Source organism: Levilactobacillus suantsaiihabitans (genome assembly GCF_004745505.1).
GTDB lineage: Bacteria > Bacillota > Bacilli > Lactobacillales > Lactobacillaceae > Levilactobacillus > Levilactobacillus suantsaiihabitans.
This window is the reverse complement of record NZ_RKLX01000002.1, coordinates 177,820-196,671: the sequence shown is the minus strand read 5'-3', so window position 1 is coordinate 196,671 and position 18,852 is coordinate 177,820. Positions and strand designations below refer to the sequence as shown.

Here is an 18,852-nt window from a genome sequence, read left to right as displayed (position 1 = left end):
CATTAAGGCTGATAACCGAATAATCCTGGTCTTGGATTGTTTGGTTATCAGTTTTAAGCGGAACCGGCTGCCTTTTGGCGCACGTTTCAGCTATGTCAAGGTGAAGGCGACGGGGCTGGGAAGTTTTGTCCCAGACCCTAGATAACCTAATTCAACTAAGTGAGGTCTATAAAATGTCAATTGACAACTTACTCAAAGAAACCGATAAGCCACTAACCACCCCAAAACAAAAACGCGATTCACTCAGCACCTCGCAGTGTACTGAGTGAATCGCGTTTTCTCGCAGGATGAAACAATTTCGTAAGTGAGTGAAGCTAGTGATTAATCTTCGTCGTCATCATCGTCTTCTTCGTCCAGGCCGTCGCGGGCGTCGTTGCCCAGTACGGCTTGGAGTTCGCGGATGATGTGGTTGTTGGTGCCGCGCAGGTCGGTCAAGAAGCTAGCCAAAGCGGGACGTTCTTCCTTTTCGGCGAGCTTGATGGCCCGGTCGATGAAGAGGTTGTGGGTATCGGCGTCGTGGACCAGCTCACTGACTTGGTCTTCGGCACTCAGGTACTTCTTGGCACCACTTTCTTGTAACATGTTGTAGTCGTGGAATTCCTTGGTCGTGGTCGAGACGATTTCTCCCTCGTCCAAGAGTAGTTCGCCTAACGCGTCGAATTGGCGACGGTAGGTGTCAATGTAGCCGGCCAGCAATTGACGGACGCTCAATGCCAGGGGCCCCTTGACGGACCAACGCACTTGATGGAACTTCACGATGGAGATGTGCAGGTTGGCCAAAATGTGGTTGGTCATGGCGCCGGCCGTTGGGACGTGGTGGTCGTGGTCAGTTTGGGCTTGTTCGGCTGCGAAACGGTCTTCGATACTCATAGTAGTTGTCGTCATGGGTTGAACTTCCTTTCGTTTTTAGGGGACTGGTTTAGAGGGCTTTAACTTTAGAACTCTTCACGGTGTAGCCAAGATCGGTGACCGTGTCGGTGAGGCTTTCAGCGGTCACTTGGCTATCGTCGAAGTCGGCCTTGATCTTGCTGGCGTTGAAGAGGACCTTGACGTTTTGCACGCCATCCTTCTTACTCAGCGCGCCTTCAATCTTGGTCATGCAAGATGGGCAGGTCAATGCGTCTAACTTCATGGTTACTTTACTCATAATTGAAAACCTCCTAATGGTTTTAAAGGGCTTTAACTTTACTACTTTGAACGGCGTAGCCTAGGTTGGTTACGGTGTTGGCTAAATCTTCGGCAGAAACGGTGGTGTCGTCGAATTCGGCTTTGACCTTGCTGGCGTTGAACAAGACCTTGACGCTTTTGACGCCGTCCTGTTTGCTCAGCGCGCCTTCAATTTTAGTCATGCAAGACGGGCAGGTCAGATCATCTAACTTCATGGTTACTTTACTCATAATGAAAACCTCCTTCGGCTTTTTCGTTTGCCTTGATTACATGACTTAGTATACGGGCGGCCGGGGGAAAAGAACTTGACTCAAATCAAGTTAAGCAGATTTCTTCAATAAAAAAATGGATTTTCGCAAAAAAACGCGGTTTCATCGGCTTTTGGAGCGGTAACTGTTTCAGAAATATTTTAAATATGCGACAATGAAGGCAGATCGAAGATAAGTGAGGGACAGTAAATGTGGAAAACCAAAAGAGAAGTCAGTATGGCGGGGATTGTGTCGGCGACGCTGCTGCTTAATGCCGCCGCGGCGTGTATGTGGCCGTTAACCACGGTCTACATGCACAATCAGCTCCATCAAACGCTGACGTTAGCGGGCATTGCGTTGTTGGGGATGTCGTTATGTATGATTCTAGGCAATTGGCTAGGTGGCTGGCTATTTGATCATTGGTCGCCATTTTACTCGGGCATTGTCGGGACGTTGTGTTCCTTCATTCCCATGACGACACTGATCTTCTTCCATGGCTGGCCGATCTTTGGTGTGATGTTGCTGTTGATTGGTCTGGGCGATGGCATCGTGATGACCGTCGTCAATTCTTTTGCGGCCACGGTCAAGTCGGTGCAGAGCCGAAAAGTGTTCAATTATCTCTATATTGGGATGAACTTAGGGGTCGTCGTGGGGACCTTGATGGTCGGGGTCCTGATGAAACACGGTGTGACGCTGGTCTTCTCCGTGGCGGCGGTCAGCTATTTAGCCCTGTTGTTGATCTTCTTCTTTGACTTTAGAGCCGACGTTGAGCAAAAGACCTACGAACACGCCAAGGGCCCAGCCAAGCCGGCACGGTTGAAATTGATCTGGCTGATCAGTGCGATGGTCTTTGCCCTGTACATGAGTTATTCCTTATGGGAAAGCGTCATCTCGGTGCACATGACCAACCTGGGCATCTCGTTTGAAAAATACAGTCTGCTGTGGACGCTCAACGGGTTGATGATCGTCTTCGGTCAGCCCATCGTCAACCGCATCGGATCGGACTTCAAGCTCAGCTCGCAGATTTGGACCGGGACGCTGGTCTTCATCCTGTCATTTCTCCTGTTGGTCTTTGCCAAGAGCTACGCGATGTTCGTGGTGACCATGGTGATCTTGACCCTGGGTGAAATGACCGGGTTCCCGGGAATTCCCGCCTGGATCGACAGTTTGGCTGGCGACAACGACAAGGGGAAATTCCAGGGAATTTACAACATGGCGATTTCCTTCGGTCGGGCGGTCGGACCGCTGTACGGCGGGCTGATCATCGAGTATGGCAGTTACCATTCCCTGTTCTGGTCAGTCACGGCACTGATGCTGTTGGCGTTGGCGGCAGTGATGCTGGCCAATCATCGGGGAAACGCCCGGATGAAGCGGAATTAGCTAGCGGTTGAAGGACAAACAGTTACTAGCGTCATAGCGGGAACTGGTCGCCTACAGCTTGCCACTAACAATGGCTTAGTTCTTGGTGACGCTGACTGTACCGACTAGCTTCTAACGGTCCCCGCGTTACTGGCGGAGTTCATCTTGGCTGTCGTCGGCTGCTGGTTCCGCTAATTTGAGGGGACCGCGCCTAGTTCCGCGAATCAATGCGTTAGGCCTTTAGTGATTAAAAAATTAGTGATAGTAGCGTGGTTTCCGCTGGGAATCACGCTATTTTTGTGACTTCAGCTAAACGCCGGTGTGGCGCGGCTTAGTCGATTTGAAGTCAATTTTCGAAGGATTATTAAATCCGTAATAGCAAATTTGGCCATTTCGGGTGAAAATCATTGTGAATTTTGCCGAGTAGCGTAATCTAAAAGCCAAAGGGAGGTCATGTCATGTTAGTTGAATTCTCGTTGCAAAATTTTCGGTCGTTTAAGGAAACCGCGACTCTGTCTACTGCCGATGCGAAATGGGTGGCCCTCAGTGGGCTCAACGGTGCCGGGAAAAGTGCGTTGTTGGCTGGTCTCACGGTCTTTCAACAGATGATTGTGGCCCCCACGGAACAGGTGACCGATGCCCTGCCCTATGAGCCGTTTATGCTGGACACCACCAGTCGCTTCCGACCCACGCAATTTGCCGTCACCATTAGTTGTGACCACCAGCGCTATCACTACGCCGTGCGCTACAACGCGACGCGCATCTTGGCTGAAGAATTGGCCTTAGAACTGGCTGACGGCCAGCTCCAGCGGCTGTTCTTACGCCAAAATGGCGACTTGATCCAGGTGCCGGCGGGTCAACGGACGACGGCAGCCAATACGCGGCCCAACGCATTGTTTTTGGACAGCCTCCAGGCGGCGAACTATCAGCCGGCGGTCGCCGTGTTCCGCTGGTTTGCCCGCGATTTGGTGGTATTGACGGATCGCCCACAGGCAGATCTGGCGATCGAAGACTGGGTGATTCCCCAATTGACCCAGTTCCTTCACGCAGTCGGCAATGAGGTGGCGGGGGTGACCCAGCACCAAATGGCCGTTCAGTTTCTCGATGGCTCCCAGTTCACTCGGCCGGAGTTGGCCTTGTTGTACGAGCAATACGACGAGGAAGGCGAGGTCGAAGACGTGGTCGAATTGCCCCTGGACCGAGCGTCTAGCGGAACCCAGCAATTGGTGGCCGCGGGGCTGGCCTTCATCACGGCCCAGGTGGCCCCGGCCCCGCAAACCGTAATTGCGGATGAATTCGCCAGTGCCGTGCGGCCAGAAGTCGCTATGGCGCTGCTAGCGCTGGTTTCAGGGGAGGTCAATCGTAGTCAGTTGCTGTTTTCGACCTCCCACGACACCTTGTTAGGGCAGGCAAACTCGGCCACGCGACGGTACTTGGCCGAAAAAAACTATCGTGGCGAAAGCACATTGCACCCGGTCACGACGGCCAGTGCGGCCCCCAGCCTGTTCACGCACCCCATTATCGATGCCCAGACCCTGCAGACGGCCTTTTTAACGGACGCGGCGGGACTGTGAGTCAGCTGACTGGCAACAATGGTGGGGGCTGGCCGCCTACCGTTCGTTAAATGTGAGAGCTTACCCAAGATGCTGGCAAGACCAGGCGCCTGCGTCAGCCAGAATTCCGCCTGCTCTGGGGAACACCTCCAGCCTGAGGGGCGGTCTTTCGGTTCGCTTGAAAGCCTGGCAAAACCGGCCAGTCTCTCAAGTCGTCCCGCGCTGTAGGCTGAGACAAAACCTCAGCCAACACCGCCGACACAGCTGGCTCCACTCTGGCTGCCTCCGGCAAAGTTGACGTCTATCAGCAGCACTGTGTTAATGAAATGGGGTTAAGGCAAATGTTACTGGCACGCACTACCTTGGCGAACGGTAGGCGGCCAGTTCGCGTTGTGAGGCTGTAACCGACTATTTTGACGTTATGGGTCGCAGGACATCAATAACCTTAGCTGATTTTTGCCTTTCGATTAAGCAAACAAAAACCAGTCAGGACAGGAGCCTGGCTGGCGGCGTAGTGCATGCGATTTAGTCTTGGATTGGTGAGTTCAGTGTGAACCCCTGTTGGGCCAGGGCCACGAGGATTTCCGCGCGTTGCTTCGGGTCACGACTCATTTCCGTGACGATGTGGTGGGTGAACGTTTCGTCTCGCTGGTGACTGCCGCGCTCATGGTAATAAGTCGTGATGAGGTGGTTGTACCCGGACAAGATGGGGTCGTTAGCCGTGATGGGCTGGTAGTCGTTGTCAAAGTGGACCAATTCTTGCGGGAGCCGCGGCTTTAAGGCCGGCTTTTCGGCGGGATGGCCGACCGCCAAACCCAGCACGGGGAAGGTCAATTCCGGCAGGTTGAACAGTGAAATGACCCGGAGCGTGTCGTTTAAAATGCTACCCATGACGGTGCTGCCTAGACCGAGACTCTCGCCGGCCGTGACCATGGCTTCCGTGGCAATGGCGGCGTCAAAGATACCTGCCAGCAGCTTGTCTGTACTGTGGAGATTGGCCGTGGTGGTGGCGTTCTTCGGCGTCAATTGGGCGTTGCGGTATTGGTCAGCGACCATCAAGAAGTAATGCCCGGCACCTTCCAGCCAGGGATGGCCCGTGATTTCGCCGAGGACCGCGAGCTTTTGCGGGTCGGTAACGCTGATGATACTGTATTGTTGTGAAAAGGTACTGGTGGCGGCATGTTGGGCCGCACTGACCAATGTGTCGACCTCGGTCGGCGTTAACTTTTCCGCCGTGAACTTGCGAATGCTTCGGTGATTCAATAGGGTGGTGAGGGTTGGATTGATCATGCGTTAGTCACTTCCTTCGCGCGGGCGACCAGGGCGTCGTAAACCCGCGTCTCGTCGCGAGGCACACCCCGGAGTTCGTAGTTAGCAATGAACGGCACGTTGAACTTGGCGGCGTAACGCTTGGCAGTCAGGCAGTATTGCTCATTAAAATTACGGTTGCCGCTACCCACAACACCCAACAAGTGGGTGGCGTTTTGTCCATAAGCAATGTATTCGCCCAGCACGTTGGTCATCAGCTCTTTGACGCCGTTGTCGATGCCGTTGCCACCGTCCAGGTAGGTCGGCACGAAGCAAAAGTAGGGCTGTGTCTCGGCGACAAAGTCACTGGCCTCGCTGATTTCGGTGGCGGTGATGGTCGGTCGGTCAGCGTCAGCGGCGTGTTGCTTGGCCGCGTAGGCGGTGAGGTTTTCCACGAAGTTGCGCGTATTGCCTTCAATGGAAATAAATAAGATACGTAAAGGTTGCATGCAAGTCCCTCCGGTTTTGATAATGGATTTACTCCTAGTGTACTCGGATTTCGGCGAGAGTGGTGGAGAAAGTTTTGAAGGAAGCTGCGTAATCGTTGACACGCGATGGCAGTGAAGGCGTCATGGCAAGACAAAGTTAACCCACAGAGGAGCGAAGAAATGTTACGACAAATCAAAGGATTGTTCGTGGGGCTACTAGTGGCTGCCGCAATCGGTAGTCTGTTCTTAGTGGCGTCACCGGTGCAGGTACAAGCCGCTAGTAAGTTAAGCAGAGTGCCAGCTGAGATCGCTGGGAATTGGTTTATCCATCCCCAGCACATGGGGAAGTTTAGTCACGGCAAAACGATAACGATGCATTTCACCAGCAGGTATGCCGACACGCGTTTTTGGAATAACCGAGAATTGACGCTTGCGCAGGACAAGGCGAGACACCGGCTTTCTAAAAAGGCGGTTAGACTGGTGACGCAACATCCTAATCGGTCTCAATTCATGTTGGCCAAAGTAGGAAAATCGATGTGGAATCGCTATTACATCAACAAAGTTAATGGCAAAACCAGGTATGTTACCGATCATTACTGGGTCCATGCGCCGGTGATTGATGGCATTAGATGGAACAATCACTTGTATACCTGGAGGACGCTGGCGGCGCACAAATTTAATACACAGCCATTGCGGGGCAAGCATGCCGTCGTGTCTTGGAAAAAGGTGCAAAGTCAAGGAACCTGGTTTATTAAGACACCGTAAATTACGACAGATGGCTCGCGTTTTCGTTTAGGATAGCTTGCCAAAACAAACTGCCTGTGCTATTCTGTGGGTACTTTAAGAAAGAACGAGGTATTCAGCCGATGCGCAACTAATCAATCTTCAAATGTTAGTCAGCTTCACCCGTAGACCAGGGGTGGAGTGGGCCTGCAATTGGGATTGATGGTGCACCGACTGAGTTGCCAAACGCAACCAGTGGGCGCCATTTCCGAACGGGAAATGCGGCCACTATTTTTGTACCCTCAATCCCTGCTTTTTAAAAGGGGGATTACCAAATGACCCAACCAAATCAAACTCATCGTTCACTGGCGACTGATACTGGGCAGTCGCAGAGAAATCCATTAGTCGCTTATCAAGTTGGTCAAACCCAGTCCGTAGCGATTCATGCGCAGCTCACTACGCCGAAAAACGGACCGCATCCCAACACGACCAACGGCAGTCAGTCACGGAAAGGGGGACGACCTTTTGACACAAATCAACTTAAATCAACTCACCAAAGCCATCGCGGGCGAGTCGCTATTCACCGCCGCACGCTTAACCGCCCAGGCCGGTGATCGGGTCGGCATCATTGGCGCCAACGGGACCGGGAAGAGTACCCTGGCGCACATCATTGCCGGTACGGATACCGACTACACCGGACAACGCACCGTTACGGATGACGTGGTGTTGGTGCCACAGATTGCGCCCACCGCGGGCCGTTCTGGCGGGCAAAGCATGTTGGACCGGATTCGCCGGGCCTTGGCCCAACGGCCAGCCATTTTAATCTTGGACGAGCCATCGGCTAACTTGGACGACGACCACCAACGCTGGTTGACGACCCAACTGTTGCATTTTACCGGCCTGCTAGTGGTCATTTCCCATGACCGTGAGCTTCTGACCGCCGTGGCCACGCAGATCTGGTCGCTAGAGGACCACCAATTCACGCAATACAACGGGGGCTTCCAGGAATTTACGACCTATCGTGAACAGCGCCGCGAGAATGCCTTGAGTCAGTATCAACACGAGCAGGCTGAACGCCGGAAATTGAAACAGGCCGTGCAAGCCCGCCACGAAAAGGCCGAGCGGATTCGCAAGGGCAGTCGCAATATGAGTCAGGCTGAGCGGGCCAATTCGCGGTCGATTCGGGAGCAAAATGCTGGGAAGATGGAACGGGGCGCACGGGCCTTACGTGACCGCGCGGAACGGCAAACGACGGCGGTCAAGCCACACGAGGCCGCGGCCTTGAAGCTGGTGGCGACGGACCTGCCGCCGGTGACCGGCAAACGGTTGGTGGCCGCCGAAGACCTGCATCTTAAGCGGGGGCGTCATGACCTACTGCACCACGCCCGGTTTGACATCACGCCCGGCGAACGGGTGGCGCTGGTCGGACCGAACGGCTGTGGCAAGTCCACCCTGATCACGGCTATCCTGGACCACGCGCCACACACCCGCTTAGCGCCCAGCGCGCGAGTCGGTTACTTCCATCAAGACATGACGGAGCTGCCAGCCGCTAAGACCGTTTGGCAAGTCATGGCCGCGGCCACGGCGCTCGATGCCGACCGTACGCGGCAGGTCATGGGGGCGTTTGGCTTAACTGCGCGCTTCTATGATCGCCTGGTGGGCGACTTGAGTGGTGGCGAGCAGGTCAAGCTTCAGCTGTTGGCCATCCTGGTGAGTGCCAGCAACCTGCTGATTCTAGATGAACCGACCAACTACTTGGACTTGCCAGCGCTGCAAGCGTTGGAAGACTACTTGATTGGCTATCCGGGCACGGTCTTGTTCGTCGCCCACGACCAGGAATTCCGCCAGCACGTGGCCACGCGCACGTTGGTGTTCAAGGACCGCCAGCTGGTAGACCCCGCCCAAACGGCCCAGGGCACGCCAGCTACCGACCTGCCGCGCCTGCAATTTGAATACGACCAGGCCATGCTGGCGCCCGAGTTAGACACGGCTCGCCTGCAAGAACTGCGCCAACAGATGGCGGCCATCAAGGGAGAAAAGTAGGACAATTTGCCCGAAATGTCGACGTGAAACCGTTTTAATTTAATTTTTTCTAAATTTGCTATTACGAAGCCGGCTTTTTTCTGCTAAAGTAATCCATTGTGTTTAAATGAAAGTGAGTGTGAAAACAAATGGATTCAGCACAAAGTAGCCAACCAGAAATGGCAAAGACAGCGCGTGTTCAAGTCGCGCACCCCATGCTTGCCATGATGGGGATGCTAATCGGGGGCTTTGTCGGGATGTTTTCCGAAACGTCCTTAAATATCGCTTTACCACAATTAATGGCGCAATTAAACGTCTCAACGGCCACGGTTCAATGGCTCGTGACGGGCTATATGTTAATGGTCGGGGTGGTCTTACCCCTGTCCAGTATTATTACGAAATGGTTCACGACACGGCAGGTTATCCTGTTTGCCTTGATCGATTTTGCGGTCGGGGCCATCATTTCCGCTTCAGCCCCCGGGTTTGGGGTGTTGTTGTTTGGGCGGATGATCCAAGGGATCGCCACCGGGTTGATTTTGCCACTGATGTTTACCGTGGCCATGCAGATCTTCCCGCCGTATAAGCTAGGCGCGGCCATGGGGATGGTCGGCTTGGTCATCATGTTCGCACCAGCCGTGGGGCCAACCTTAGCCGGTATCGTCTTGGGCGTCGCTTCATGGCGGTGGATCTTCTGGCTATTCGTTCCATTCTTGGTCATCGCCTTTCTCTTTGCGATAACCTCCTTGAAGAACATCGCCGAAGTGTCGCGGCCCAAGGTGGATTTCTTATCCATCATCTTGTCCACGTTAGGCTTCGGGAGCTTAGTCCTCGGGGTTAGCCTGGCCAGTGACCAAGGTTGGGGCTCCGCAACCGTGATTGGCGCGTTGATCGTCGGGATCTTAATCCTGGCCTGGTACACGCACCGGCAGTTAACGGTAGACAAGCCGATTTTAAACCTGCGGGCGTTTGCCATTCCCGGTTTCCGGATCGGGGCCATCTTGGTCATGATCAACTTCGGGATTATCCTGTCCGCGATGTACCTGTTACCGATGTACATCCAAAAGGGCTTGCTGGTGCCCGTGGCCTTGACCGGGATCATCATGTTCCCAGGTGGGGTCATGAACGCGATCGTCTCCGCCGTTTCTGGCCGGTTGTATGACCACGTCGGCGCGCAAATGCCAGCCCGGTTAGGCTTCATCATTTCGATGGTCGGGGCCTTGATGCTGGCGTTCACGTCCACGCATTCCGCCGTTTGGTACGTCATCATGGCTCACGTTATCTTGATGATTGGGGCACCGCTAGCGATGTCACCGTCGCAGACCCACGGGTTAAACGCCCTGACCGGCCCAATCGCCGCCGATGGGAGTGCCATCATGAACACCCTGCAACAGATCGTGGGTGCGATTGCGACGGCGATTGCCACCAGCTTGCTGGGCATCGGCCAAGCCGCTTACCTGGCTAATGGCACGACCAATGCCGCTGGCGCCTTCGTCAACGGGGCGCATTACGGCTTTTACTTCACCTTTGTCTTGGCCTTAGTCGGCTTCCTGCTGGCTTTGCGTTTACCCAAGGCAGACCGTTAATTAACTGATTAAAAATGGTGTCCAACCACTGCGGCTGGGCACCATTTTTCTTTGGAATAAACGTGACCGCCTGCCGTTACGTGAAACTCTGAGCTGGCCGCCTACAGTTCGCCAAATATGGGTAGGAACGCTGGGGCGGACGGGTCGAGCCAAAAAACGGTCTCGACGCCTCGCTTTGAGCCGAAGGTCGCGTCTCAAAGACGCCAGTTGTCTCGTTAAATCAAGTTACTCAAGGCAAAGACCAACGGAATCGTGGCCATGCACAAGATGGTGGACAGGCTCATTAGCGTGACGGCGGGGCTGGTGTCGCCGTGGGCCTTTAGAGTGAACAGGACTACGTTACCCGCCACCGGGCAAGCCGCCATTAAGACGGTCGTGTATAGCGGAATCCCGCGCACGCCAAAGGCTTGGAGGATCAGCAGGCACACCAGCGGAAACACCACGTTGCGTAGAGCCAGGGGCCACCACAGCCGACGGTCCAGCGTGTGGCGATTTAATTTGACCGCCGCCAGGCTATTACCAATGACGATCATCGACAGCGGCGTGTTGATGGAGCTGACGTAGGTGATGGTCTGGTTGAGTAGGCGGGGCAGCTGAATCGCGCTTACGAAAATGATCAGGCCGACCGCAATCGCTACGATGTTGGGATTGAGCAGGATCTGCCGCCAGTTGACGTGGTGGTCGTCTGCCTGATGGGGCGTAAACAGCGCAATGCCGTGGGTCCAGCAAAAGATGTTGAAGCCCGCCAGTGAGGCGACGGCAAAGAAGACACCGGTACTACCAAACAGCGCGCTGGCCAGGGGCACGCCCATGAAGCCGGCGTTGGAGTAGACCGCGCCAAAGCGCATGATGCGCTGTAAATTCGCGTCGGCCACGCGTTTAAAGACCAGCTGAGTGATGACGACCATGACGCCGTACGTCAGGAGAATGCCCAGCATGACCCAGGCCAGCGCCTGTAAGCGGCTAGCAGAGAAGTGTTGCTCGAAGGCGTTGACGATCAAGCAAGGCGAGACGATGTACAACAGGATGTTGGTCAGATCCGTCGCCGTTTGCCCGTGCATGAAGCCCAGTTTGTGGGTCAAAAGGCCGACCGCCATTAAAATAAACATGAGAATGATTTGATTCGATAATTGCGTGATGTCCAAGCGGATAGCCTACCTTTCTACGATGCGGTTACGTTCATCTTGGGACTAATTTTCAGGTCTGTCAACGATTGGGTAGTCAATCCCCTAATCATTCGTGCTAGAATGGAAGGTAAATAGAAAGGCGGCAGTAACGTGATGTTTAACAAGGAATTTTATCGTTCGTCAAATTTCTGGGGTGGCTTGGTCGCCCTGGTACTGAGTGGCTGGGGCTTTTCACCATTGACGGGTAACAGCGTCTACGAAATCGTGGTGTCCGTCATCCTGGTCGTGATTGGCGTGTACGAACTGTCCCGTGGTCTATTTGGGTCAACACGACCACAGAAAAAATAGGGGGTAGCCATGCAATTTAATCAGCGTTTCGTCCATTCACTGGATTTCTGGAGTGGACTGTTAATTATGTTTTTAATGATTTGGAATATTCTGCCATTTCGGGTAACCAGTGTGTTCTGGTGGGTGTGCTTCCTGTTGTTTTTAGGCGGCGTGTTCTACCTGGTGAAGGGGTTAGTGCGCCTGCGGTAAAGGGTATACATATGAAAAACGAGAGTGAGACAAAAGGCGATTGGCCGGCGAGCATTAAGGCTGATAACCGAATAATCCTGGTCTTGGATTGTTTAGTTATCAGGTTTAATCGGAATCGGTCGCCTTTTGGCACACGTTTCAGCGATGTAAAGGTGAAGTGAAACGAGCCTGGGATAGTATTCTCCCAGGCTCGTTTCGGGTTCGGCAAGCGCGTTAAAATAAAAAGAAAATGAGATGACGAAATCCGTAGACCAGATTAGGTTTACGCTTTTTTTATTGGTAATTGTAGTTGACAGTTAAAATTAAGGCGGTTATACTCTTTGGTGTATCGATACACCTTGTTTAAAAAACAAAATGAAATCGCTATCATCCGACGAGATGCTTGGCGATTCATAAAAGGAAGCTATTGAAATGACCAAATTTAACGCAGAAAGTTTTTCTTTGAAAGGGAAAGTTGCCCTTATTACCGGTGGTGCTCACGGATTAGGTAAATATTATTCACTCGCGTTGTCGCTCTATGGTGCGGATATTTTTGTCGTAAGTAATTCTCGAGATGGGTGGGATGAACTTAAAAATCGCATTTCAGCGAATGGTCAGCGCGTGGAATTTTTATTGCAGGATATTACGGTTCCTGATTGTGCTGATCAAATCGTTGCCGAGGTAGTCAAGCGCTTTGGGCATTTGGATATTTTAATCAATAACGCTGGTATGCAGCTACGCAATGATGTCTTGGATTTTAAAGACGCTGATTGGCAAAAGGTAATCAATTTAAATCTTAATGCGCTGTACTTCTTATCCCATGCGGCGGCTAAGCAAATGGCTAAGCAACAAGCAGGTAAAATCATCAATATTGGGTCCATGCAGTCTTATCGTGCGGGTAAATTTATTTTTCCTTACACGGCTAGCAAGCATGCAGTAATGGGGTTAACGAAGGCCTATGCTGATGCATTATCGCAGTACAACATTCAGGTCAATGGCATCGCCCCCGGGTACATTAGTACGGACATGACTAAGCCACTACAAGAGGATCCAGTGCGGGGGCCAGAAATCCAAGCGCACATTCCTTCCGGCGAGTGGGGCGTTCCGGAGCAACTAATGGGGCCCATGGTCTTTCTAGCTAGTGCTGCGTCGGACTACGTTACCGGCGTGATGTTACCGGTAGACGGTGGGTACTTATTACGGTAGCAGACGGGCGGTGCGAAAATATTGCACGCTTAGTTAACAGAGGAAAATACGGCCCCACTCCCAGCTTAACTCACAATGACGGCTTCCCGATCGTCCTTACCGGAATGTAAGTTGTGGCGCTGGCTGGCGCTTTCTGAATCTGTTGTAGTAATTTCTCAGCAGCCACGTGACCCATTAGTTCAGGTTGTTGCTGGAGGAGGAAGATTCCGTCGTTTACATACTGCGACCAGGTCCAGTCATCGAAACTAACTAGACCAATATCATTCGGAAAAGTTAGGTGAAGTGACTGGCAAACAGCCAAAAGGTCAAACAAGACAGGGCCCATGAGAGAAATCACTGCAGTTTTCCCAGTTGCAGTCGCGAGTTTTGCTTGGAGCTGTTGTTGTAGCCAGTCGCGGTGATGATGGGCTGTTTCTAAATTGACCATGGTTTGTTGTGATTGGATAGCGCCGGCGGTGAAACCAGCAATTCGTTTCGATTGCGCCGAGATTTCAGCCAGTGTGCGACTTACAGTAATGATATTTTGATAACCTTGATTAGCCAATCTGATGGCGAGTTGATAGCTGGCATCAAAGTTACTGGAGACGATGGCGGTAACGCCTTGAGGCTGGTCCACTGTTTCCCGATCCACCAGCACCAGTGGTAACTGTGCGTCGCGAATTCGCTGATAAGGGGTGAATGTTTCAGCGTTAGGTTGCAGAATCAGGCCATCTACCTGTTGGGTAAATAGCCGTGTCAATTCATTTTGCTCGGCCGCCAACGAATTGTTAGAATTCATGAGCAAGACGTCGTATCCTGCTGGCTGTAAGACATCATAGATACCCTTAAATAGTAATGAAGAGAAAACGTTAGAAATATCACCGACGACGACACCAATCATTTGACTAAAATCTTGGCGCATTTTGCGGGCAGAGGCTTTAGGCGCATAGTGTAACTCGGTAATGGTCTGTTGCACACGCCGTTTCGTCGTGTCACTCATTTTTTTATAGTTGCCATTAATGAATCGCGAAACAGTAGTGACGGATACGCCTGCAGCCTTGGCAACATCAGCAATCGTTACATTTTTCATGACGAGTCTCCCTTAGTTCAGTTACTTAGTATTTTAGCATAAATGGGTCAGTGTACACACGAAAAAACCCGCCGCTCAATCCAGAGCAGCGGGTTTAACTTTACTTATCTTTCTTGTCGTGATCTTCGGCATCCGCCGTCGCGATTTGCTTTTGCGGCGGGTTGACCGTGACCTCTAACCAATTGATGAAGGAGTTCTCGTAATCCAAGACCTTCAAGTCGAAGTTCTTCAGTTGGATGACGTCGTTGACCTTCACGTCCGGGTAGTTATCAATGATAAACCCGGCCATCGTGACCGTATCGGAGGCCTCAAAGCCCTTGATATCGGTGTTGAAGTACCGCTCAAAGTCATAAGTCGTCATCTTCCCGTTGACCTGGTAAGTGCCATTGGGTTGCTTGAAAATGTACTGGTCGTTGGCATCGTCGATTTCGTCACGGACGGTCCCAAACAACTCTTCATAAATATCCTTATCGGTGATGATTCCGGAAGTGCCCCCGTATTCGTCAACGACAACGACGATTGGGGTCCGCTTCTTGATCATTTGTTGCAGCACCTGGGTAATCGGCGTCGTTTCGGGCGTGGTCGAAATGTCACGAATCAATTTATCAATGCGAATGTGAGAATCCACCTGCTGTTGACGAATCAAGTCGTAATTGTAGACGTACCCTAAAATCTTATCCTTATCCCCATCGGCAACGACTGGCAAGCGGCTGAACCGTTCCTGTAGGTAGACATTCAAGGCTTCCTTAACGTTGGCCGTGATGTCGATGACCACCAGTTGGGTCCGGTCGATCATGATATCCTTGGCGACCTTGTCGTTTAATTCAAATGCCCGTTGCATGTAGACCAGGTCGTTTTTTTCCAGTTCGCCACCCTCAACGGCACTCCGTGAGAGGTTCAAAATTTCAGCTTGGGAGAAGACTTCGTCACTTTCATTGGCCACTTTCAGCCCCATCAATTTGACTACCCCAGACGCACTGCTGTTGAGCAACCAAACGAACGGGTAAAAGAGGACGTGGCAGTAATGCAGTGGCGTGACCACTAGCATCAAAACTTTCATTGGCATATCAATGGAAATGTTCTTTGGGACAATTTCCGTGAAGACCACTTCGAGGTACGTCAGTAGTAAAACCCCGACGATAACCGCGATGGTGTGGGCCGTAGCGCCGTTCAGGTGAGCTGGGGCGATGCCGCCCAATAACAGGTCAACGAAGAACGTCTCCCCAATCCACCCTAAGATGATCCCAGCGAGGGAAACCCCCACTTGAGTCGTCGATAAGTATTCATTCAAATTGGTGACCATTTTCATGGCCCGATTGAGCTTGGTCGATGGCTTGTCTCGTTCGGCAATTTTTTCCTCCAGAGCACTAGGCCGGGTTTGGACCAAAGCAAATTCGCAGGCAACAAAGAAAGCTGCAAAAAAGAAGGTAATTAAAATAATAATTAGATTCACAACTATCTGACCGCTATCCACACATCATTCCTCATTTCATATCGTTCTATCTCTTCATTATAGCGCGTCTTACCCCCTTTTCACAGGGGGTGAATTGAAGCAAATTTTACCCTTTCTGGGGCCGCATAGCAACCGAACATCGTAAAATTTTCGCGATTTTTTGGAAATTTGACCGACCATTCCGGCTAGACGCAACGCCCAATAAAAGCAAACGCTGCCAAACGTTGCCAGACGGGCAATTACATCGGTAACGGGTGAAACGATTGTGGCCAATAGTTAGTCACTCAGAAAGTCAGTTAAAACGCAATTAACTGGCTCGGTTAGACTGATGTGGCACAAACGCAGTTAAACCGCGAGGGAATACTTAACGTTTCGACTAAAAAGGACTAGACTAAAGTCAGTAACATCAAAGGAGATTTTGATTATGGCAGATACACCTAAAGAAAAAACAGAAACGACCGTACAAATTCCTAAAGAAGATGTGGAAAAAGCGGCGAAGTTGGTTCTTGATCCGGGGTATGTGACGAAGAAAGATTTACCAAAGATGGCAGATTTAGAATGGGCAACCGCTTTATCTGATGCAGTTATGAAGCATTTCTTAAACGACGACGATGACCACGATCCTTACGTCTACTTCGAACAATTTGACTTTGACGGTGGTGACATTGATTCCATCATCTTCAATATGGATATCGTCAAGACGCGGGATGCCGGGCTACACAAGTTGTCAGAAGCCTTAGGCGAAAAGATTATTGACAACAAGGTTCAACAAACCACTTACTAATTTAATGGGAGAGCAGCTGGGATGACCTGGCTGCTCTTTTTTTCTGTTGTCAAACACAGCCAAAAGGTCATTCTGGAAAGTACCCCAGGATGATTTTTGTGTGAGGACGCAGTTGGTGAAAAATAAAATTGAGGCTATCCAAACCAAGCAGACGTCAATAACCTGTGGGCATGAAGGCCGAACAGGGGTATGATAGGTAGTGGGTGGTGGTTAACACCGCTAAATTAGTGATTGGGGAGTGAATCGAGGATGAAAAAAGGTTGGCTAAAACTGGCTGTTTTACTGGCGCTGATCAGTGGTATTGCACTGGTATCTAGCAGTTCAGTGACTGCGCAGGCGGCTAAGAAGCATTACACGGTGGTGCCTAAGTCGTTGCGGGGTCATTGGCGCAGTTACAATTCGCAAAAGCACGGCTACGACAAGGTGATTTTTACCAAATGGCAGTGGAAAACGAAGAATGCGGGCCAGCGTAAATGGCATCGCTTATCTGGCAAGACGTTTAAGGTTGCCAAACGCGTTGGCACCTCACCATGGTACAGTGACCTGTCGATTTCCAAAGGAAAATGGGGTTATTACGTGGGCCAAAGTTACTCGGATCAGTGGCCTTACTGGAAAAAGCTGAAGCATCACGGAAAAACGGCTTTGCGATGCTACCTGCCACCAATGGGACCAGGTAAGGGTCAAACCAGTTATTATTATCGTTATTAAATGAAGGAGCGTAGCTGGGATAACCTGGCTGCGCTTTTTAAACATGAAATAGTCTTTTAGAAGTTTTAATAATGTTTTTTATAAGACGTTTAGCTATCTTAATGTGGTCGTATCCGGTATAATCAGAGCAAAAAGGGAGGCTCAAGACATGCGGACAATGAATATCCCCTTCAGTAATATCACGGATTTAAAGAAGTCACCGACTAAGCTGTTTGCCCGAGCGGCGGCAAAGCAGACTGGGGTTTACATTTTCAATCGGGATCAACCGGCTGGCGTGGTTCTGGACGTAGCGGACTATGAGGCATTGGTCAATCAAAATGAGGCGCTCCAAGATCGCGTATTTGAGTTAGAGCAGGATTATCTGGTGACCCAACGCTTGCATCGCCAAGACCGCGAACAGGCACCGTTAGTGGATGATCAAACGGTGCGTGGGTCATTGGCCAACGAGACGCCGCACCTTGACGAAAATGATGGGTGGGGCTAATGGCTGATCAGGATCCTCCTTACCAACTCGCGTATCTTTCCGCGGCCTGGCGAGATTATCAGCAACTCGATGGGTCACAAAAGGTCTTTGTCGACAAGGGGTTGGACCGTATTCGCCTTCTAGGAATGCGTGCTGGACAACCGTTAGCTGGTGAGCTCAGCAGTTGTCGTAAATTAAAAAATAAGCATTTAGGACTCCGTATCGTTTTTCGCCAGGTAGACCAACAGATTCAGGTCATTCAAATCGTGGCGATTGGGCGGCGTGCGGACAAGAAAGTCTATCATACTGCGGAAAAGCGGTTATCTAAATTTAAAGAGTGACAGCAGAAGGGTTTGCCAGCGTGGCAAGCTCTTTTAATTTGTGTCAACTGGGAGCTAAGCAGCTGAAAGTCAACTAGTTTTTCTTTGACCTTTAAACAAAATAATTGACCTTTCTGTCGATGGGTCCTACAATGCATTTACATAAACGCCGAATTAGCGGCGTTTATGGCGGGGATTTAGCACTCCTATTAGTCGAGTGCTAATTACTTGCAATTCTGACCAATACTGACTATTATAGAAAATGTAAACAAGGAAGACAGAAAGGGGTTATTGATTATGACTAACGATGTTATGAACCGGAACTTTGATTTCTTTGATCCAATGAATTTCTTTAATGAAGTGGGTAACCTGGGACGCGACATGTTTAGCGGCGATGGCTCCATGAAGACTGATGTGGTTGAACACGATAAGGACTACGTGGTTACGGCTGAAATGCCTGGCTTCAAGAAAGAAGACATCCACGTCGATTATCGTGACGACACGCTGCGGATTTCTGGGAAGTCCGAAGTTAAGCAAGCCACGAAGGATGACGATGGCCGGGTTCTCCGTCAAGAACGTAGCAGCCAAAATGTTGCGCGTTCCTTCTACCTGCCAAGCATTGACTTGAAGAAGGTTGAAGCCAAGTATGATGAAGGCGTCTTGACCTTGACGTTGCCAAAGCAAACTGAGGTTGAAGACAACCATCACATTAGTATCGACTAATCGATTCGTAAATTAAAAAGCGTCCTCGCTGGCAATGGCGGGGGCGCTTTTTTGCCGTTGGTTAGCAGTTAGCGGTGTTCAATAGCCCTGCC

At 51.3% G+C, this 18,852-nt stretch carries 21 protein-coding genes; 13 read left to right on the top strand and 8 right to left on the bottom strand.

Annotated features, from left to right (window positions below; translation table 11 throughout):
- Positions 1 to 321: 321 nt before the first annotated feature.
- From EGT51_RS02475 to EGT51_RS02465, 3 genes are read right to left on the bottom strand one after another with little or no spacing between them, the layout of a single operon-like run.
- Complete coding sequence (locus tag EGT51_RS02475) at positions 322 to 885, bottom strand: Dps family protein (protein WP_135367219.1); 564 nt, start codon at positions 883 to 885, stop codon at positions 322 to 324.
- A 34-nt stretch (positions 886 to 919) separates the two neighbouring features.
- Positions 920 to 1,147, bottom strand: coding sequence for a heavy-metal-associated domain-containing protein (locus EGT51_RS02470; RefSeq protein WP_135367218.1), 228 nt, complete (start codon positions 1,145 to 1,147; stop codon positions 920 to 922).
- A 22-nt stretch (positions 1,148 to 1,169) separates the two neighbouring features.
- Complete coding sequence (locus EGT51_RS02465) at positions 1,170 to 1,397, bottom strand: heavy-metal-associated domain-containing protein (RefSeq protein WP_135367217.1); 228 nt, start codon at positions 1,395 to 1,397, stop codon at positions 1,170 to 1,172.
- A gap of 228 nt (positions 1,398 to 1,625) precedes the next feature.
- On the opposite strand from EGT51_RS02465, the gene EGT51_RS02460 reads away from it, so the two are divergent.
- Together EGT51_RS02460 and EGT51_RS02455 are read left to right on the top strand one after the other, a co-directional pair.
- Positions 1,626 to 2,795, top strand: a complete 1,170-nt coding sequence (locus tag EGT51_RS02460) for an MDR family MFS transporter (protein ID WP_135367216.1) — start codon at positions 1,626 to 1,628, stop codon at positions 2,793 to 2,795.
- A 437-nt stretch (positions 2,796 to 3,232) separates the two neighbouring features.
- Entirely contained in the window at positions 3,233 to 4,348 is a 1,116-nt protein-coding gene (locus EGT51_RS02455) for an AAA family ATPase (protein ID WP_135367215.1), read from the top strand.
- A gap of 504 nt (positions 4,349 to 4,852) precedes the next feature.
- On the opposite strand, the gene EGT51_RS02450 is transcribed toward EGT51_RS02455, so the two are convergent.
- Positions 4,853 to 5,617: an NADPH-dependent oxidoreductase gene (locus EGT51_RS02450; protein ID WP_167850122.1), complete on the bottom strand. Its 765-nt coding sequence runs from the start codon at positions 5,615 to 5,617 to the stop codon at positions 4,853 to 4,855.
- Positions 5,614 to 6,084 (bottom strand): class Ib ribonucleoside-diphosphate reductase assembly flavoprotein NrdI, encoded by a 471-nt coding sequence (gene nrdI, locus EGT51_RS02445; RefSeq protein WP_135367214.1) that lies wholly within the window; start codon positions 6,082 to 6,084, stop codon positions 5,614 to 5,616. The genes EGT51_RS02450 and nrdI overlap by 4 nt, the downstream gene beginning before the upstream one ends.
- A 159-nt stretch (positions 6,085 to 6,243) precedes the next feature.
- On the opposite strand from nrdI, the gene EGT51_RS02440 reads away from it, so the two are divergent.
- From EGT51_RS02440 to EGT51_RS02430, 3 genes are all read left to right on the top strand, one after another.
- Complete coding sequence (locus EGT51_RS02440; protein WP_135367213.1) at positions 6,244 to 6,828, top strand: hypothetical protein; 585 nt, start codon at positions 6,244 to 6,246, stop codon at positions 6,826 to 6,828.
- 483 nt (positions 6,829 to 7,311) lie between these two features.
- Positions 7,312 to 8,829: an ABC-F family ATP-binding cassette domain-containing protein gene (locus EGT51_RS02435; RefSeq protein WP_135367212.1), complete on the top strand. Its 1,518-nt coding sequence runs from the start codon at positions 7,312 to 7,314 to the stop codon at positions 8,827 to 8,829.
- A gap of 128 nt (positions 8,830 to 8,957) precedes the next feature.
- Positions 8,958 to 10,391, top strand: a complete 1,434-nt coding sequence (locus tag EGT51_RS02430; RefSeq protein ID WP_135367211.1) for a DHA2 family efflux MFS transporter permease subunit — start codon at positions 8,958 to 8,960, stop codon at positions 10,389 to 10,391.
- 215 nt (positions 10,392 to 10,606) lie between these two features.
- On the opposite strand, the gene EGT51_RS02425 is transcribed toward EGT51_RS02430, so the two are convergent.
- Positions 10,607 to 11,536, bottom strand: coding sequence for an AEC family transporter (locus tag EGT51_RS02425; protein WP_135367210.1), 930 nt, complete (start codon positions 11,534 to 11,536; stop codon positions 10,607 to 10,609).
- Positions 11,537 to 11,668: 132 nt separating this feature from the next.
- Between EGT51_RS02425 and EGT51_RS02420 the strand changes: the two genes are divergently transcribed.
- The 3 genes from EGT51_RS02420 (at position 11,669) to EGT51_RS02410 (ending at position 13,240) form a co-directional block, all read left to right on the top strand.
- Entirely contained in the window at positions 11,669 to 11,866 is a 198-nt protein-coding gene (locus tag EGT51_RS02420; protein ID WP_135367209.1) for a hypothetical protein, read from the top strand.
- Positions 11,867 to 11,875: 9 nt separating this feature from the next.
- Positions 11,876 to 12,055, top strand: a complete 180-nt coding sequence (locus EGT51_RS02415) for a hypothetical protein (protein ID WP_125575562.1) — start codon at positions 11,876 to 11,878, stop codon at positions 12,053 to 12,055.
- A gap of 411 nt (positions 12,056 to 12,466) precedes the next feature.
- Complete coding sequence (locus EGT51_RS02410) at positions 12,467 to 13,240, top strand: SDR family NAD(P)-dependent oxidoreductase (RefSeq protein ID WP_135367208.1); 774 nt, start codon at positions 12,467 to 12,469, stop codon at positions 13,238 to 13,240.
- 70 nt (positions 13,241 to 13,310) lie between these two features.
- On the opposite strand, the gene EGT51_RS02405 is transcribed toward EGT51_RS02410, so the two are convergent.
- Complete coding sequence (locus EGT51_RS02405; RefSeq protein WP_135367207.1) at positions 13,311 to 14,309, bottom strand: LacI family DNA-binding transcriptional regulator; 999 nt, start codon at positions 14,307 to 14,309, stop codon at positions 13,311 to 13,313.
- Between the two features lie 100 nt (positions 14,310 to 14,409).
- On the bottom strand, positions 14,410 to 15,783 hold the full coding sequence (locus EGT51_RS02400; protein ID WP_135367206.1) for a hemolysin family protein: 1,374 nt from the start codon (positions 15,781 to 15,783) through the stop codon (positions 14,410 to 14,412).
- Positions 15,784 to 16,186: 403 nt separating this feature from the next.
- Here EGT51_RS02400 and EGT51_RS02395 point away from each other — a divergent pair, with 403 nt between their 5' ends.
- The 5 genes from EGT51_RS02395 (at position 16,187) to EGT51_RS02375 (ending at position 18,760) form a co-directional block, all read left to right on the top strand.
- A complete protein-coding gene (locus tag EGT51_RS02395; protein ID WP_135367205.1) occupies positions 16,187 to 16,546 on the top strand; it encodes a hypothetical protein in 360 nt (119 codons plus the stop codon).
- A gap of 249 nt (positions 16,547 to 16,795) precedes the next feature.
- The gene (locus EGT51_RS02390; protein WP_135367204.1) at positions 16,796 to 17,254 is read left to right on the top strand and encodes a hypothetical protein; all 459 of its coding nucleotides are present in this window, start codon (positions 16,796 to 16,798) and stop codon (positions 17,252 to 17,254) included.
- A gap of 148 nt (positions 17,255 to 17,402) precedes the next feature.
- Complete coding sequence (locus EGT51_RS02385) at positions 17,403 to 17,738, top strand: type II toxin-antitoxin system Phd/YefM family antitoxin (RefSeq protein WP_135367203.1); 336 nt, start codon at positions 17,403 to 17,405, stop codon at positions 17,736 to 17,738.
- Positions 17,738 to 18,058 (top strand): addiction module toxin RelE, encoded by a 321-nt coding sequence (locus EGT51_RS02380; protein WP_135367202.1) that lies wholly within the window; start codon positions 17,738 to 17,740, stop codon positions 18,056 to 18,058. Before EGT51_RS02385 ends, EGT51_RS02380 begins: the two co-directional genes overlap by 1 nt.
- Before the next feature lie 276 nt (positions 18,059 to 18,334).
- A complete protein-coding gene (locus EGT51_RS02375) occupies positions 18,335 to 18,760 on the top strand; it encodes an Hsp20/alpha crystallin family protein (protein ID WP_125575550.1) in 426 nt (141 codons plus the stop codon).
- Positions 18,761 to 18,852 lie beyond the last annotated feature (92 nt).